This is a genomic window from Bacillus sp. FG16, from assembly GCF_057809515.1.
In genome coordinates, this window is record NZ_JBMDKC010000002.1 from 107,921 (window position 1) to 122,647 (window position 14,727).

12 protein-coding genes are annotated in these 14,727 nt (G+C 38.0%); all 12 read left to right on the top strand.

Annotated elements, in window-relative coordinates:
* The first annotated feature begins 12 nt into the window (after positions 1 to 12).
* The 12 genes from cdsA to rbfA all read left to right on the top strand — a co-directional run bounded on the left by cdsA (position 13) and on the right by rbfA (position 14,724).
* The gene (gene cdsA, locus ACODS7_RS01685) at positions 13 to 804 is read left to right on the top strand and encodes a phosphatidate cytidylyltransferase (RefSeq protein WP_000813592.1); all 792 of its coding nucleotides are present in this window, start codon (positions 13 to 15) and stop codon (positions 802 to 804) included.
* Between the two features lie 23 nt (positions 805 to 827).
* Positions 828 to 1,970 (top strand): 1-deoxy-D-xylulose-5-phosphate reductoisomerase, encoded by a 1,143-nt coding sequence (dxr, locus tag ACODS7_RS01690; RefSeq protein WP_000790358.1) that lies wholly within the window; start codon positions 828 to 830, stop codon positions 1,968 to 1,970.
* A 17-nt stretch (positions 1,971 to 1,987) separates the two neighbouring features.
* Positions 1,988 to 3,244 (top strand): RIP metalloprotease RseP, encoded by a 1,257-nt coding sequence (rseP, locus tag ACODS7_RS01695; RefSeq protein WP_016080533.1) that lies wholly within the window; start codon positions 1,988 to 1,990, stop codon positions 3,242 to 3,244.
* A 109-nt stretch (positions 3,245 to 3,353) separates the two neighbouring features.
* Entirely contained in the window at positions 3,354 to 5,054 is a 1,701-nt protein-coding gene (locus tag ACODS7_RS01700; RefSeq protein WP_050844449.1) for a proline--tRNA ligase, read from the top strand.
* Between the two features lie 124 nt (positions 5,055 to 5,178).
* Positions 5,179 to 9,480: a PolC-type DNA polymerase III gene (locus tag ACODS7_RS01705; RefSeq protein WP_088115011.1), complete on the top strand. Its 4,302-nt coding sequence runs from the start codon at positions 5,179 to 5,181 to the stop codon at positions 9,478 to 9,480.
* A 332-nt stretch (positions 9,481 to 9,812) separates the two neighbouring features.
* Complete coding sequence (gene rimP, locus ACODS7_RS01710) at positions 9,813 to 10,283, top strand: ribosome maturation factor RimP (protein WP_000359095.1); 471 nt, start codon at positions 9,813 to 9,815, stop codon at positions 10,281 to 10,283.
* Between the two features lie 17 nt (positions 10,284 to 10,300).
* Positions 10,301 to 11,407, top strand: a complete 1,107-nt coding sequence (gene nusA, locus ACODS7_RS01715; RefSeq protein WP_000102598.1) for a transcription termination factor NusA — start codon at positions 10,301 to 10,303, stop codon at positions 11,405 to 11,407.
* A gap of 11 nt (positions 11,408 to 11,418) precedes the next feature.
* A complete protein-coding gene (rnpM, locus tag ACODS7_RS01720) occupies positions 11,419 to 11,691 on the top strand; it encodes an RNase P modulator RnpM (protein WP_000071125.1) in 273 nt (90 codons plus the stop codon).
* Positions 11,692 to 12,003 carry a YlxQ family RNA-binding protein gene (locus ACODS7_RS01725; protein ID WP_001286522.1) on the top strand — a complete coding sequence of 104 codons (312 nt, stop codon included), beginning with the start codon at positions 11,692 to 11,694 and terminating at the stop codon, positions 12,001 to 12,003. It abuts the gene before it with no gap.
* Positions 12,004 to 12,007: 4 nt separating this feature from the next.
* A complete protein-coding gene (gene infB, locus ACODS7_RS01730; RefSeq protein WP_016080536.1) occupies positions 12,008 to 14,074 on the top strand; it encodes a translation initiation factor IF-2 in 2,067 nt (688 codons plus the stop codon).
* On the top strand, positions 14,071 to 14,352 hold the full coding sequence (locus tag ACODS7_RS01735) for a DUF503 domain-containing protein (RefSeq protein WP_000634349.1): 282 nt from the start codon (positions 14,071 to 14,073) through the stop codon (positions 14,350 to 14,352). Before infB ends, ACODS7_RS01735 begins: the two co-directional genes overlap by 4 nt.
* A gap of 15 nt (positions 14,353 to 14,367) precedes the next feature.
* Positions 14,368 to 14,724 carry a 30S ribosome-binding factor RbfA gene (rbfA, locus tag ACODS7_RS01740; protein WP_000776437.1) on the top strand — a complete coding sequence of 119 codons (357 nt, stop codon included), beginning with the start codon at positions 14,368 to 14,370 and terminating at the stop codon, positions 14,722 to 14,724.
* The last annotated feature ends 3 nt before the right edge of the window (positions 14,725 to 14,727 follow it).

Genomic DNA, 14,727 nt, shown 5'->3' on the forward strand with positions numbered 1-14,727 from the left:
GAGGGTTTGGTAGTGAAACAGAGAATTATTACTGGAGTGGTTGCTGCCGCGCTATTCATTCCCATCGTAATATACGGTGGCGTGCCTTTTACGGTTTTAGTGTATGCACTTGCTTCTATAGGTTTATATGAATTAATTCGTATGAATAAGCTTACGCTTATTTCAGTACCGACAGTTTTAGCTGCAGTATTATTGTGGATTCTTTTAATTCCAAGTAGTGCATCAGAACTGTTTACATGGATTGGATTAGGTAAATTGGAAATCACATTTGTGATTGTTTTATTACTTTTATCATATACAGTCCTTTCTAAGAATACATTTACTTTTGATAATGCTTCATTTTTACTAATGGCAACGACATATGTGGCAATGGGATTCTTATATTTAAATGAAACGAGAATATTAGGAATTAAATATGTGTTTTGTGCATTATTTGTTATATGGGCTACTGATTCAGGCGCATATTTCGTAGGGAAAGCATTGGGCAAGAGAAAATTGTGGCCAGAAATTAGTCCAAATAAAACGATTGAAGGTTCATTAGGCGGCATCGTTTGTGGAATTATTGTGGCACTTGTTTACAACGTGTTCTTCCCAGTCGAATCGAATGTAGTAATTTTAATTGTGCTGACAATTATCATTTCTATTTTTGGACAAATTGGTGATTTAGTACAATCTGCTTTTAAACGTCATTATGGCGTAAAGGATTCAGGTACAATTTTACCTGGGCATGGTGGTATATTAGATCGAACAGATAGTTGGTTATTCGTTTTACCAATTCTCTACTTCTTATTACAATACAATTAATAAATGAACGAGGGGTTGGAGTCATGAAAAACATTAGTTTATTAGGTGCAAGCGGATCAATTGGTACACAAACTTTAGATGTATTACGCTCGCACCCAGACCAATTCCGTCTCGTTGCTTTTTCTGTAGGGAAAAATATTGACTACGCAGTAAAGGTAATTCAAGAATTTTCTCCGCAAATCGTCTCTGTGCAAAGAGAGGAAGATGTTTTAAAATTACAAGCTGTTTCTGGTAATACAAAAATTGTATATGGTAGTGAAGGACTTTTAGAAGTAGCATTACATCCAGATGCGGAGATTGTAGTAAATGCTGTTGTAGGTAGCGTAGGGTTGTTACCGACACTTCGTGCGATTGAGGCGAAAAAAACAATTGGAATTGCAAATAAAGAAACGTTAGTAACTGCAGGACATCTTGTAATGGAAGCAGCACGAAAACATAATGTTTCGTTACTTCCAGTAGATAGTGAACATTCGGCTATTTTTCAATGCTTGAATGGTGAAAATGAAAAAAGAATTTCTCGTCTTATTATAACGGCTTCTGGTGGAAGTTTCCGTGATAAAACGAGAGATGAATTGCATCATGTGACCGTAGAAGATGCGCTTCGACATCCAAACTGGTCAATGGGTTCGAAAATTACAATTGATTCTGCTACAATGATGAATAAGGGACTAGAAGTAATTGAAGCACATTGGCTTTTTGGTATCCCTTATGAGCAAATCGATGTTGTTTTACATAAAGAAAGTATTATCCATTCTATGGTTGAATTTGAAGATCGTAGTGTAATGGCGCAGCTTGGTTCACCTGATATGCGAGTACCAATTCAATACGCACTTACATATCCTGATAGATTGCCTCTTTCAGACACAAAACAGTTAAACTTATGGGAAATAGGGACGTTGCATTTTGAGAAAATGGACCAAGAACGATTCCGTTGTTTACGTTTTGCGTATGAAGCTGGAAAAGCAGGTGGAAGTATGCCAGCTGTAATGAACGCAGCAAATGAAGTAGCTGTTGAAGCTTTTTTACAAAAGAGAATTGGTTTCTTAACAGTGGAAGACCTCATTGAAAAAGCAATGAACCATCACAATGTCATTGCACGTCCGAGCTTAGAGGAAATTCTGGAAATTGATGCAGCCACAAGACGGTTTGTGATGGAACAAATTTAGCAAAGGTGGTTATGGAATTGAATACAGCGATTGCCTTTATATTAATTTTCGGTGCACTCGTATTTTTCCATGAGCTAGGGCATCTATATTTCGCGAAAAGAGCAGGCATTTTATGCCGCGAGTTTGCGATTGGTTTTGGTCCGAAAATATTCTCATTTGAAAAGAATGAAACGGTGTATACGATTCGATTACTGCCTCTTGGTGGCTATGTAAGAATGGCTGGCGAGGATGCAGATACAGTGGAGTTAAAGCCAGGGAAAAAGGTTGGCCTTGTGCTAAATGAAAAAGACGAAGCTGTGAAATTAGTTTTTGATGGATATGAAAAATATCCAAATGTTCGTGTTATTGAAGTCGAACAAGCTGATTTAGAGCATAATCTAACGATTTCAGGCTATGAAGAGTATGAGGAAGAGCTTCAAACATTCCGAGTGAATGAAAAGGCTCGTATCATTACTGCTGGAGAAGAAATCCAAATTGCTCCGTATAACAGGCAATTTGGTTCTAAAAAATTGGGTCAACGCGCTTTAACAATCTTTGCGGGTCCTGCAATGAACTTCATTTTAGCATTTGTTATTTTTGTGATTCTTGGATTTGTACAAGGGGTTCCTATTGACAAACCAATGGTCGGAAAAGTGATGGATAATAGTGCAGCACAGCAAGCTGGCCTGAAAGAGAATGATACAATTCAAGCGATTGATGGGAAAAACACAAGTACATGGAAAGATGTTGTTAATATTGTACGTGAAAACCCGAATAAAGAAATTACGTTACAAGTAAAGCGTGATAATGAACAGTTTAATGTGAAAGTAACGCCAACACTTGATAAAGAAGGAAAAGACGAAGTTGGTAGAATTGGTGTTTATTCTCCTGTAGAGAAAACAGTAATGGGTTCTATTAAATCAGGATTTGAACAAACGTACCAATGGACGAAACTAATTTTTGAATCTCTTGTGAAATTAGTAACTGGTCAATTTTCTATTAATGAGTTGTCAGGTCCAGTAGGAATTTATAATCTAACAGATCAAGTTGTAGATTATGGATTTACGCGTGTACTAAGTTTAGCGGCAGTTCTAAGCATTAATCTTGGTTTATTTAATTTATTACCAGTTCCTGCTTTAGATGGTGGCCGTTTATTCTTCTTCTTAATTGAAGCGTTACGAGGGAAACCAATTGACCGTCAAAAAGAAGGAATGGTTCATTTTATTGGTTTTGCATTATTAATGTTATTAATGTTAGTTGTAACATGGAATGACATTCGTAAGTTTTTCTTGTAAAATAGAATGAAACTAATAATGAAATAGAGCTCGTAGAATAAAATCCCTCACCTAATTCGAGGTGAGGGGTTTTACTGCGTGTAAGAGTAAAATGAAGAGGTGCAAATAAATGAAACAAAGTATGGTATTCAGTCCTACATTACGTGAAGTTCCAGCTGATGCTGAAATTAAGAGTCATCAATTATTACTTCGCGCAGGTTTTATGCGTCAAAATGCTTCTGGTATTTATAGTTTTCTACCATTTGGATTAAAAGTATTACACAAAGTAGAACGTATCGTTCGAGAAGAAATGGAGCGTGCAGGAGCTGTAGAATTATTAATGCCAGCTATGCAAGCTGCAGAATTATGGCAAGAATCAGGTCGTTGGTATTCATACGGATCTGAATTAATGCGTATGAAAGATCGTAACGCTCGTGAATTCGCATTAGGAGCGACACATGAGGAAGTAATTACGGATCTTGTGCGTGATGAAGTGAAATCATATAAAAAATTACCGTTAACATTATATCAAATTCAAACAAAATTCCGTGATGAGCAAAGACCTCGTTTCGGTTTATTACGCGGAAGAGAGTTTCTAATGAAAGATGCATACTCTTTCCATGCTACACAAGAGAGCTTAGATGAAGTATACGATCGCTTATATAAAGCATACTCTAACATTTTTGCTCGTTGTGGCTTGAATTTCCGTGCAGTTATTGCTGATTCTGGAGCAATGGGCGGAAAAGATACACATGAATTTATGGTATTATCTGATGTTGGTGAAGATACAATTGCATACTCTGACACATCTGATTATGCAGCAAACATCGAAATGGCTCCTGTTGTAGATACGTATACGAAGAGTGACGAAGCAGAAAAAGCTCTTGAAAAAGTAGCAACACCAGACCAAAAAGCAATTGAAGAAGTATCTGCATTCTTAAACATTGCAGCTGACAAGTGCATTAAGTCTATGGTATTTAAAGTAGATGAGAAATTAGTAGTTGTACTTGTTCGTGGTGATCACGAAGTAAACGATGTGAAAGTGAAAAATGTATACGGCGCTTCAGTTGTTGAGCTTGCTTCTCATGAAGAAGTAAAAGAATTATTAAATTGTGAAATTGGTTCATTAGGACCGATTGGTGTAACAGGTGATATTGAAATTATTGCTGATCACGCTGTAGCATCAATTGTTAACGGATGTTCAGGAGCGAACGAAGAAGGATTCCATTATGTAAATGTAAATCCAGAACGTGACTTTAAAGTAAGTCAATATACAGATTTACGCTTCATTCAAGAAGGAGACCAATCTCCAGATGGGAACGGAACAATTCTTTTCGCACGCGGAATTGAAGTTGGTCATGTATTCAAATTAGGAACTCGTTATAGTGAAGCAATGAACGCAACATTCCTAGATGAAAACGGAAAAACACAACCACTTATTATGGGTTGTTACGGTATCGGTGTATCTCGTACAGTGGCAGCAATTGCAGAGCAGTTTAACGATGAGAACGGCTTAGTTTGGCCAAAAGCTGTAGCACCGTTCCATGTGCATGTAATTCCAGTAAATATGAAATCTGATGCACAACGTGAAATGGGTGAAAATATCTACAACTCATTACAAGAACAAGGCTATGAAGTGTTATTAGACGATCGTGCAGAACGTGCAGGTGTTAAGTTTGCAGATGCAGATTTATTCGGTCTTCCAGTTCGCGTTACAGTTGGTAAAAAAGCAGACGAAGGTATTGTAGAAGTGAAAATACGTGCTACAGGTGAGTCTGAAGAAGTAAAAGTAGAAGAACTTCAAACATATATTGCAAATATTTTAAAATAAGAAGAGGTACCTCGTAATGGGGTACCTTCTCTTTCTTTGTAAACGTATTTTGTAAAAGAAGAAGGAAGAAATCTTTCTTTGTAGTACGTTTCAATTTATAATAGCAAATGGAAGGAGAGTGCTTATGTCTTTAACAAATGAACAACAAGAGCGATTTCAAATTTTGCTCCAGCAGTTGCAAATACCAGACGACCTTATAAATCAATATTTACAAGGCGGTGGTATTGAAAGACTCGTTATTGATAAAGCGAATAAAAGTTGGCATTTTGATTTACAAGTGCCACGTATTTTGCCTACAGAATTATATGAATTGCTAGAAACAAAGCTTAAGCAATCATTTTCTCATATTGCAAGAACAACATTTGCATTAGAAACAGAGAATAAACAATTTACAGAAGAAGAAGTAAGGGCGTATTGGCCACTTTGTACGGAACGAATTACATTTTCACCCATGTTCGCGTACTTAAAGAAGCAACTTCCGCAGGTGAATGGAGTGAAGTTGCTAATAAATGTGAATAATGAGCTGGAGTCTACTGCTTTAAAGAAAAACGTTGCGAAACCAGTGGGGGATCAATACGAAGTTTTTGGATTCCCGCGTTTCCAGTTAGACACACATATACAGCAAAATGCAGAAGAAATGCAAAAGTTTCGTGAGCAAACTCAGCAAGAAGACCGCGAGCGTGTTATACAAGCTATGGAAGAAATGGCGAAGAAGCAAGCTGAAGAAAGTAGCGTTGTGTATGAAGGACCGATTACACTCGGGTATCTTATTAAGCCGGATGAAGAGATTACACCGATGCGAGAAATTCAAGATGAAGAACGAAGAAAAACGGTTCAAGGATATGTCTTCCATGTAGAGACAAAAGAGCTTCGTAGTGGCCGTACGTTATTAACTTTAAAAATAACAGATTATACGGATTCTATTATGATTAAAATGTTCTCACGTGACAAAGAAGATATTCCAATGCTGCAATCCTTGAAAAAAGGAATGTGGGTGAAAGCACGTGGTTCTGTTCAAAACGATACATTCGTTCGAGATTTAGTAATGATTGCAAATGATATTAATGAAATAACAGGGCCGTCTCGTAAAGATAAAGCGCCAGAAGGTGAAAAGCGTGTAGAACTTCATCTGCACACTCCGATGAGCCAAATGGATGCTGTTACTCCTGTTTCTAGGCTTGTTGCCCAAGCAGGTAAATGGGGACATGAAGCTATTGCGGTTACAGACCATGCTGTGGCTCAGTCGTTTCCAGAGGCATATTCTGCGGGAAAAAAAGCTGGAGTTAAAGTTATATACGGTGTAGAAGCGAATTTAGTTAATGATGGTGTACCGATAGCATATAACGAAGCGCATCGTTTACTTGCGGAGGAAACGTATGTTGTTTTCGACGTTGAGACGACAGGTTTATCAGCTGTATACGATACAGTCATTGAGTTGGCTGCCGTAAAAGTAAAGGGTGGCGAAATCATTGATCGCTTTGAATCTTTCGCAAATCCACATCAACCATTATCAGCGACGATTATTGAATTAACAGGTATTACAGATGATATGTTAACTGATGCGCCAGAAGTGGACGAAGTGTTTAAAAAGTTTGAAGAATGGATGGGTGACCATACACTTGTTGCCCATAACGCAAGCTTTGATATGGGCTTTATTAATGTAGGTTTTAAAAAGGCTGGGATAGAAAAAACGAATAACCCAGTTATTGATACGTTAGAACTTGCACGATTCTTATTCCCGGAAATGAAGAATCATCGATTAAATACGATGTGTAAAAAACTTGATATTGAATTAACGCAACATCACCGTGCGATTTATGATACAGAAGCGACGGGATATTTGCTTGTGAAAATGTTGAAAGATGTAATTGAAAAGGGATTTGAATATCACGATCAATTAAATGATAGCATGGGACAAGGGGATGCGTATAAGCGTGGCCGTCCAAGTCATATGACGTTACTTGCCACATCAGATGTTGGGTTGAAAAATTTATATAAACTTGTTTCATATTCTCACCTTAATTACTTTTACCGTGTACCACGAGTACCGAGGTCGCTATTAAAAAAATACCGTGAAGGAATTTTAGTAGGAACGGCTTGTGATAAAGGTGAAGTATTTGAGGCGATGATGCAAAAAGCTCCTGAAGAGGTAGAAGAAATTGCACAGTTCTATGATTACATTGAAGTAATGCCTCCAGAGGTGTTGCGTCATTTAGTAGAGCGTGAACTCGTTCGAGATGAAGGACAATTAAAAACAATTATCTCTAACTTAGTAAAACTAGGTGAGACGTTAGATAAACCAGTTGTCGCTACAGGGAACGTGCATTACTTAGATCCAGAAGATGCAATGTATCGTAAAATTTTAGTTAGTTCACAGGGCGGGGCAAATCCGTTAAATCGACATTCATTACCGCCAGTACATTTCCGTACAACTGATGAAATGCTAGAGTGTTTTTCATTTTTAGGTGAGGACAAAGCGAAAGAAGTTGTTGTAACGAATACACAAAAGGTTGCGTCATTAATTGGTGATGTTCGTCCGGTAAAAGATGATCTATATACACCTAAAATTGAGGGTGCCGATGATGAAACACGTGATATGAGTTATAAAATGGCACGCAGTATATATGGTGAAGAACTACCAGAAATTGTAGAGGCTCGCTTAGAAAAAGAATTGAAAAGTATTATTGGACATGGATTTGCCGTTATTTATTTAATCTCACATAAGCTTGTGAAAAAATCGTTAGTCGACGGATATCTAGTAGGTTCGCGTGGTTCAGTAGGTTCATCGTTCGTTGCAACGATGATGGAAATTACAGAAGTAAACCCATTACCACCACACTATGTCTGTCCAAAATGCAAGCAATCTGAATTCTTTAATGATGGTTCGGTAGGCTCTGGTTTCGACTTACTAGATAAAGATTGTCCGACATGTAATGTGGCATATGTAAAAGATGGACATGATATCCCATTCGAAACGTTCCTTGGATTCAAAGGAGATAAGGTACCCGATATCGATTTGAACTTCTCCGGGGAATACCAACCACGTGCCCATAACTATACGAAAGTACTGTTCGGTGAAGATTATGTATACCGTGCTGGAACGATTGGTACAGTTGCGGAAAAAACAGCTTATGGATATGTAAAAGGTTATGCAAATGATCACAATTTAACAATTCGAAATGCAGAGATTGATCGCTTAGTAGCGGGATGTACAGGGGTAAAACGTACAACTGGACAGCATCCAGGTGGTATTATCGTTGTGCCAGATTACATGGATATCTTTGATTTCTCACCAATACAGTTTCCTGCTGATTCAATTGGTGCTGAGTGGAGAACAACGCATTTTGACTTCCACTCGATTCATGATAATTTATTGAAACTTGATATACTAGGACACGATGATCCGACCGTTATTCGTATGTTACAAGATTTAAGTGGTATTGATCCGAAAACAATCCCAACGGATGATCCAGAGGTAATGAAAATTTTCTCTGGTCCAGAAACGTTAGGGGTAACGGAAGAACAAATTAACTGTAAAACAGGTACACTTGGTATCCCAGAATTCGGTACGAAATTCGTAAGACAGATGTTAGAAGAGACAAAACCAACGACATTCTCAGAATTGGTCCAAATTTCTGGGCTGTCACATGGTACTGACGTATGGCTGGGTAATGCAAATGAGTTAATTTATAACGGTACATGTACGCTGAGTGAAGTTATCGGTTGTCGTGATGACATCATGGTATATTTAATCTATCAAGGTTTAGATCCATCATTAGCCTTCAAAATCATGGAGTCGGTTCGTAAAGGTAAAGGTGTACCGGAAGAATGGGAAGATGACATGAAAGGTAATAATGTACCAGGTTGGTATATTGATTCATGTAAGAAGATTAAATACATGTTCCCTAAAGCCCATGCGGCTGCTTACGTACTTATGGCTGTGCGTATCGCATACTTTAAAGTACATTTTGCACTTTTATTCTATGCGGCATATTTTACAGTTCGTGCAGATGATTTTGACGTAGAGGCGATGGCGAAAGGTTCAGCATCCATACGTGTGAAAATTGATGAAATTGCTCAAAAAGGATTGGATGCAGCGCCAAAAGAGAAGAGTTTATTAACAGTACTAGAAATGACACTGGAAATGTGTGAGCGTGGATATTCATTCCAAAAGGTCGATTTATACCGCTCGCATGCAACTGAGTTTATTATTGATGGGGATACTTTAATTCCTCCATTTAATGCAGTGCCTGGTCTTGGTACGAACGCAGCCTTAAGTATTGTGGAAGCGCGTAAAAATGGAGACTTCTTATCAAAAGAAGACTTACAGCAGCGGAGTAAGGTTTCGAAAACAATTATTGAGTATTTAGATAGCCAAGGTTGTTTAGGAGATTTGCCGGATCAAAACCAATTATCACTGTTCTAATAGGTAGGAAAAGTCTTTGCAAATCAATATTTGCTATGGTATACTATAAACCGAGATAACCATGTCATGTATATTTTGTGAAAAAGAGAGTGGGGAAACCCACTCTTTCGTGTTACTATCTACATTTTATTCATGTAGATAGTAAAGACATTTCTGTCGTATATACATATTTTGTTACAAGTTTTACTTCTTAAATTTGGTAATACTAAGACAGATATTCCCTGCTTAACGGCAGGGGCTTTTGTTAGCTAACGAGAAAGAATAAGATAGACCGTCTTATGAACGGGATCTTTTCTTGTAAATGGTACATGGCGGCAGGAAGGAGGCTGTTTATGGATAAGAAAGTCACAGAAGTTGTAGAAGCATTTGCGCAGCCAATCGTTGAAGAGTTAAATCTTGAACTTGTAGATGTAGAGTATGTGAAAGAAGGACAAGACTGGTTCTTACGCGTATTCATCGATTCTGAAAAGGGAGTCGACATTGAAGAATGCGGTGCGGTAAGTGAACGTTTAAGCGAAGCTTTAGATAAAGAGGATCCAATTCCTCACCTTTACTTTTTGGATGTATCATCTCCTGGAGCAGAACGCCCATTAAAGAAAGAGAAAGACTTCCAGCAAGCGGTAGGAAAACAAGTGGCAATTAAAACATATGAGCCGATTGATGGCGAAAAGATGTTTGAAGGAAAGTTACTTTCCTACGACGGTACTACAATTACACTACTATTAACAATTAAAACACGTAAAAAAGAAATCCAAATTCCAATGGATAAAGTTGCAAATGCGCGACTTGCTGTTACGTTTTAGTAAGAAGGGGGATCTTCATGAGCACTGAGTTGTTAGATGCTTTGCTCGTATTAGAGTCAGAAAAAGGTATTAGTAAAGATATTATTATTGATGCGATTGAAGCAGCGTTAATCTCTGCTTATAAACGCAATTTTAACCAAGCACAAAACGTTCGTGTGAGCTTTAACCCAGAAGTGGGAACAATTCAAGTTTTAGCACGTAAGGACGTTGTTGATAATGTGTTTGATCCACGTCTTGAAATCTCTGTAGAAGAGGCAAGACAAATTAATCCAAACTACCAAGATGGCGACGTACTAGAAATTGAAGTAACGCCAAAAGATTTTGGTCGTATTGCAGCGCAAACTGCAAAACAAGTTGTAACACAACGAGTTCGTGAAGCAGAACGTGGTGTTATTTACTCAGAATTTAGTGATCGTGAAGAAGACATTATGGTTGGTATTGTACAACGCCAAGATGCTCGTTTCATCTACGTAAGCTTAGGTAAAGTAGAAGCTTTATTACCTGTAAGTGAGCAAATGCCAAATGAGCAATATAAGCCACATGATCGTATTCGCGTATTTATTACAAAAGTAGAAAAGACAACAAAAGGACCACAAATTTACGTATCACGTACACATCCTGGTCTTTTAAAACGTTTATTCGAAATGGAAGTTCCAGAAATTTATGATGGAACTGTAGAAATTCGCTCTGTAGCGCGCGAAGCAGGAGATCGTTCTAAAATCTCTGTGCATGCAGAAAACATTGATGTTGATCCAGTTGGTTCTTGCGTAGGACCGAAAGGACAACGTGTACAACGTGTTGTAGATGAACTAAAAGGTGAAAAGATTGACATCGTTCGCTGGTCAAATGATCCAGTTGAATATGTTGCAAATGCTTTAAGCCCATCACAAGTTGTTAAAGTACTTGTAGATGAAGATGAAAAAGCAACAACTGTTGTGGTTCCAGACCACCAGCTATCATTAGCTATCGGTAAGCGTGGACAAAATGCGCGTCTTGCAGCTAAATTAACAGGCTGGAAAATCGATATTAAAAGCGAGTCTGATGCGAAACAACTTGGAATTGTAACAGAAGAAGATAGCGTAATCGCATTCGGATTCGATTCAGTTGAAGACGAAATCGAATAGAGGTGATGAGTATGAGCAATCGAAAAGTTCCGTTACGAAAATGTATCGCGACGCAAGAGATGAAATCAAAACGAGAGCTCGTTCGCATTGTTCGTTCCAAAGAGGGCGAAGTGTCTATTGATTTATCTGGAAAAAAATCAGGACGAGGTGCATATTTGTCAAAAGATAAAGAATGCATTATGCAAGCCCAAAAGAAAAACATTTTGGAACATCATCTAAAAGCGAAAATCGACAGTTCTCTGTACGAAGAGCTTCTTGAGCTTGTTGAGAAGGAGTCGAAATAAGTGTCCGATTGGAAATCGTTTTTAGGACTAGCAAATCGCGCTCGAAAAATCATTTCGGGTGAAGAACTCGTTTTAAAGGAAGTACGAAGTGGTAAAGCAAAGCTCGTATTGCTTTCTGAAGATGCGTCAGCGAACACTACTAAACGTATCACTGATAAAACGACGTACTACAACGTACCAATGAAAAAAGTCGAAAATCGACAACAATTAGGGCATGCGATTGGGAGAGACGAGCGAGTCGTTGTAGCTGTGTTAGATGAAGGCTTTGCGAAAAAGCTACGTAGCATGCTCGATACAAATTACCGGGGGTGAAGGTATGAGTAAAATTCGAGTACATGAATATGCAAAAAAAAATAATATCTCAAGTAAAGATCTTATGACAAAACTTAAAGAGATGAATATCGAGGTTTCGAATCATATGACAATGTTAGAAGATGAAGTAGTAAACAAATTAGATAATGAATATAACACTGGAGCGGAAAAACCTTCTGTTGCAGATGAGTTTGAAGTAGAAGAGAAAGTTGTTCGCAGTAAAAAGAACAGCAACAAGAAAAAGAAAAAAGGCAAAGGAAATGAAGACAAACGTCAAGATAACTTTGCTGGAAGACAACAAACGCAAATAGTAGAAACACCAGATAAAATTACTTTCTCTGGAAGCCTTACAGTAGGTGAACTTGCTAAAAAGTTAAGCAAAGAGCCATCTGAAATTATTAAAAAGCTCTTCATGCTAGGAATTATGGCGACAATTAACCAAGATTTAGATAAAGATACAATTGAGTTAATTGCTACTGATTACGGTATTGAAGTAGAAGAAGAAATAGTTGTAAGTGAAACTGAGTTTGAAACATTCATTGATGAGCAAGATGATGAAGAAAACTTAAAAGAGCGTCCAGCTGTTGTTACGATTATGGGACACGTTGACCATGGTAAAACAACATTACTTGACTCTATTCGTAATTCAAAAGTAACTGCTGGCGAAGCGGGTGGAATTACTCAACATATCGGTGCATACCAAGTTGAAGTAAATGATAAGAAAATTACATTCTTAGATACGCCTGGTCACGCGGCATTTACAACGATGCGTGCTCGTGGTGCGCAAGTAACTGATATTACAATCCTTGTTGTTGCAGCTGATGATGGTGTTATGCCACAAACAGTTGAAGCGATTAGCCATGCAAAAGCAGCTGGAGTACCAATTATTGTTGCTGTGAATAAAATGGATAAACCAGCGGCGAATCCTGATCGTGTAATGCAAGAATTAACAGAATATGAATTAGTTCCAGAAGCTTGGGGCGGAGATACAATTTTCGTACCAATTTCTGCAATTCAAGGCGAGGGAATTGACAACTTGCTAGAGATGATTCTTCTTGTAAGTGAAGTAGAAGAATATAAAGCAAACCCAAATCGTTATGCAACGGGTACTGTAATTGAAGCACAGCTTGATAAAGGTAAAGGAACTATCGCGACATTATTAGTTCAAAACGGTACACTTCGAGTTGGAGATCCAATCGTTGTTGGAACTTCATTCGGGCGTGTTCGTGCAATGGTAAGTGATATTGGTCGTCGTGTAAAAGTTGCTGGTCCATCAACTCCTGTTGAAATTACAGGTTTAAATGAAGTACCACAGGCTGGAGATCGTTTCATGGCATTCGCTGATGAGAAGAAAGCTCGTCAAATCGGTGAATCACGTGCACAAGAAGCGTTAGTTGCACAACGTGGTGAGAAATCTAAATTAAGCCTTGAAGATTTATTCCAACAAATCCAAGAGAGCGATGTAAAAGAAATCAACTTAATCGTAAAAGCAGACGTACAAGGTTCTGTTGAAGCGATGGCAGCGTCACTTCGTAAAATTGATGTTGAAGGCGTAAAAGTTAAAATCATTCACACTGGTGTAGGTGCGATTACAGAATCTGATATTATTTTAGCTTCTGCATCTAATGCAATTGTAATTGGATTTAACGTACGTCCGGATGTGAACGCGAAGCGTACAGCTGAATTAGAGAACGTTGATGTTCGCTTACACCGTATTATCTACAAAGTAATCGAAGAAATTGAATTAGCAATGCAAGGTATGCTGGATCCAGAATTCGAAGAAAAAGTAATCGGTCAAGCGGAAGTTCGTCAAACATTCAAGGTAACAAAAGTTGGAACAATCGCAGGTTGTTACGTAATTGACGGTAAAATTACACGCGATAGTGGCGTTCGTATTATCCGCGATGGTATCGTAATTTTCGAAGGACAACTTGATACGTTAAAACGTTTCAAAGACGACGTAAAAGAAGTTGCACAAAACTATGAGTGTGGTATTACAATTGAGAGATATAATGACCTTAAAGAAGGGGACATCATTGAAGCATACGTTATGGAAGAAGTGAAGCGATGATTGTCGCTTCACTCTCATTCGAGTGTATGATTTACGATGTGCATTCTTTAAAAGAGAAACGGGCAATTTTGCAACGAGTGCTAACTCGTGTGAAACAGCGCTATAATGTAGCTGTTTCTGAAGTTGGGCATCAAGATGTATGGCAACGTACAGAAATTGCGATTGTCTCCGTATCCTCAAATCGTGTTATCTGTGAAAAAGAAATGAATCGTGTACTGGAGTACATCGATTCATTTCCTGAAATTGAACGTACGATAACACAATTGGAATGGTATTGAATGAGGTGAAGAGTTATGAAATTACGTGCAAACCGTGTAGGCGAGCAAATGAAAAAAGAATTAGGCGACATCATTAGTCGTAAAATTAAAGACCCACGTATCGGATTTGTTACAGTAACAGATGTACAAGTGAGTGGTGATTTGCAAATTGCCAAAGTATATATTTCTGTTTTAGGTGACGAAGAACAGAAAGAAAATACGTTAAAAGGTTTAGCGAAGGCAAAAGGCTTTATTCGTTCAGAAATTGGCCAACGTATTCGTCTTCGTAAAACACCGGAAATTACCTTTGAGTTTGATGAGTCTATCGGATATGGTCATCGAATTGATACACTTTTACATGAAATTAATAAAGACGGTAAACGTGAAGAATAATGG

Excerpts from the sequence above, each read along its gene's own strand:
- rnpM (WP_000071125.1), top strand. The coding sequence starts at position 11,419 with ATGAGCAATCGAAAAGTTCCGTTACGAAAATGTATCGCGACGCAAGAG.
- ACODS7_RS01700 (WP_050844449.1), top strand. The coding sequence starts at position 3,354 with ATGAAACAAAGTATGGTATTCAGTCCTACATTACGTGAAGTTCCAGCT.
- dxr (WP_000790358.1), top strand. The coding sequence starts at position 828 with ATGAAAAACATTAGTTTATTAGGTGCAAGCGGATCAATTGGTACACAA.
- rbfA (WP_000776437.1), top strand. The coding sequence starts at position 14,368 with ATGAAATTACGTGCAAACCGTGTAGGCGAGCAAATGAAAAAAGAATTA.
- ACODS7_RS01735 (WP_000634349.1), top strand. The coding sequence starts at position 14,071 with ATGATTGTCGCTTCACTCTCATTCGAGTGTATGATTTACGATGTGCAT.
- rimP (WP_000359095.1), top strand. The coding sequence starts at position 9,813 with ATGGATAAGAAAGTCACAGAAGTTGTAGAAGCATTTGCGCAGCCAATC.
- infB (WP_016080536.1), top strand. The coding sequence starts at position 12,008 with ATGAGTAAAATTCGAGTACATGAATATGCAAAAAAAAATAATATCTCA.
- ACODS7_RS01705 (WP_088115011.1), top strand. The coding sequence starts at position 5,179 with ATGTCTTTAACAAATGAACAACAAGAGCGATTTCAAATTTTGCTCCAG.
- nusA (WP_000102598.1), top strand. The coding sequence starts at position 10,301 with ATGAGCACTGAGTTGTTAGATGCTTTGCTCGTATTAGAGTCAGAAAAA.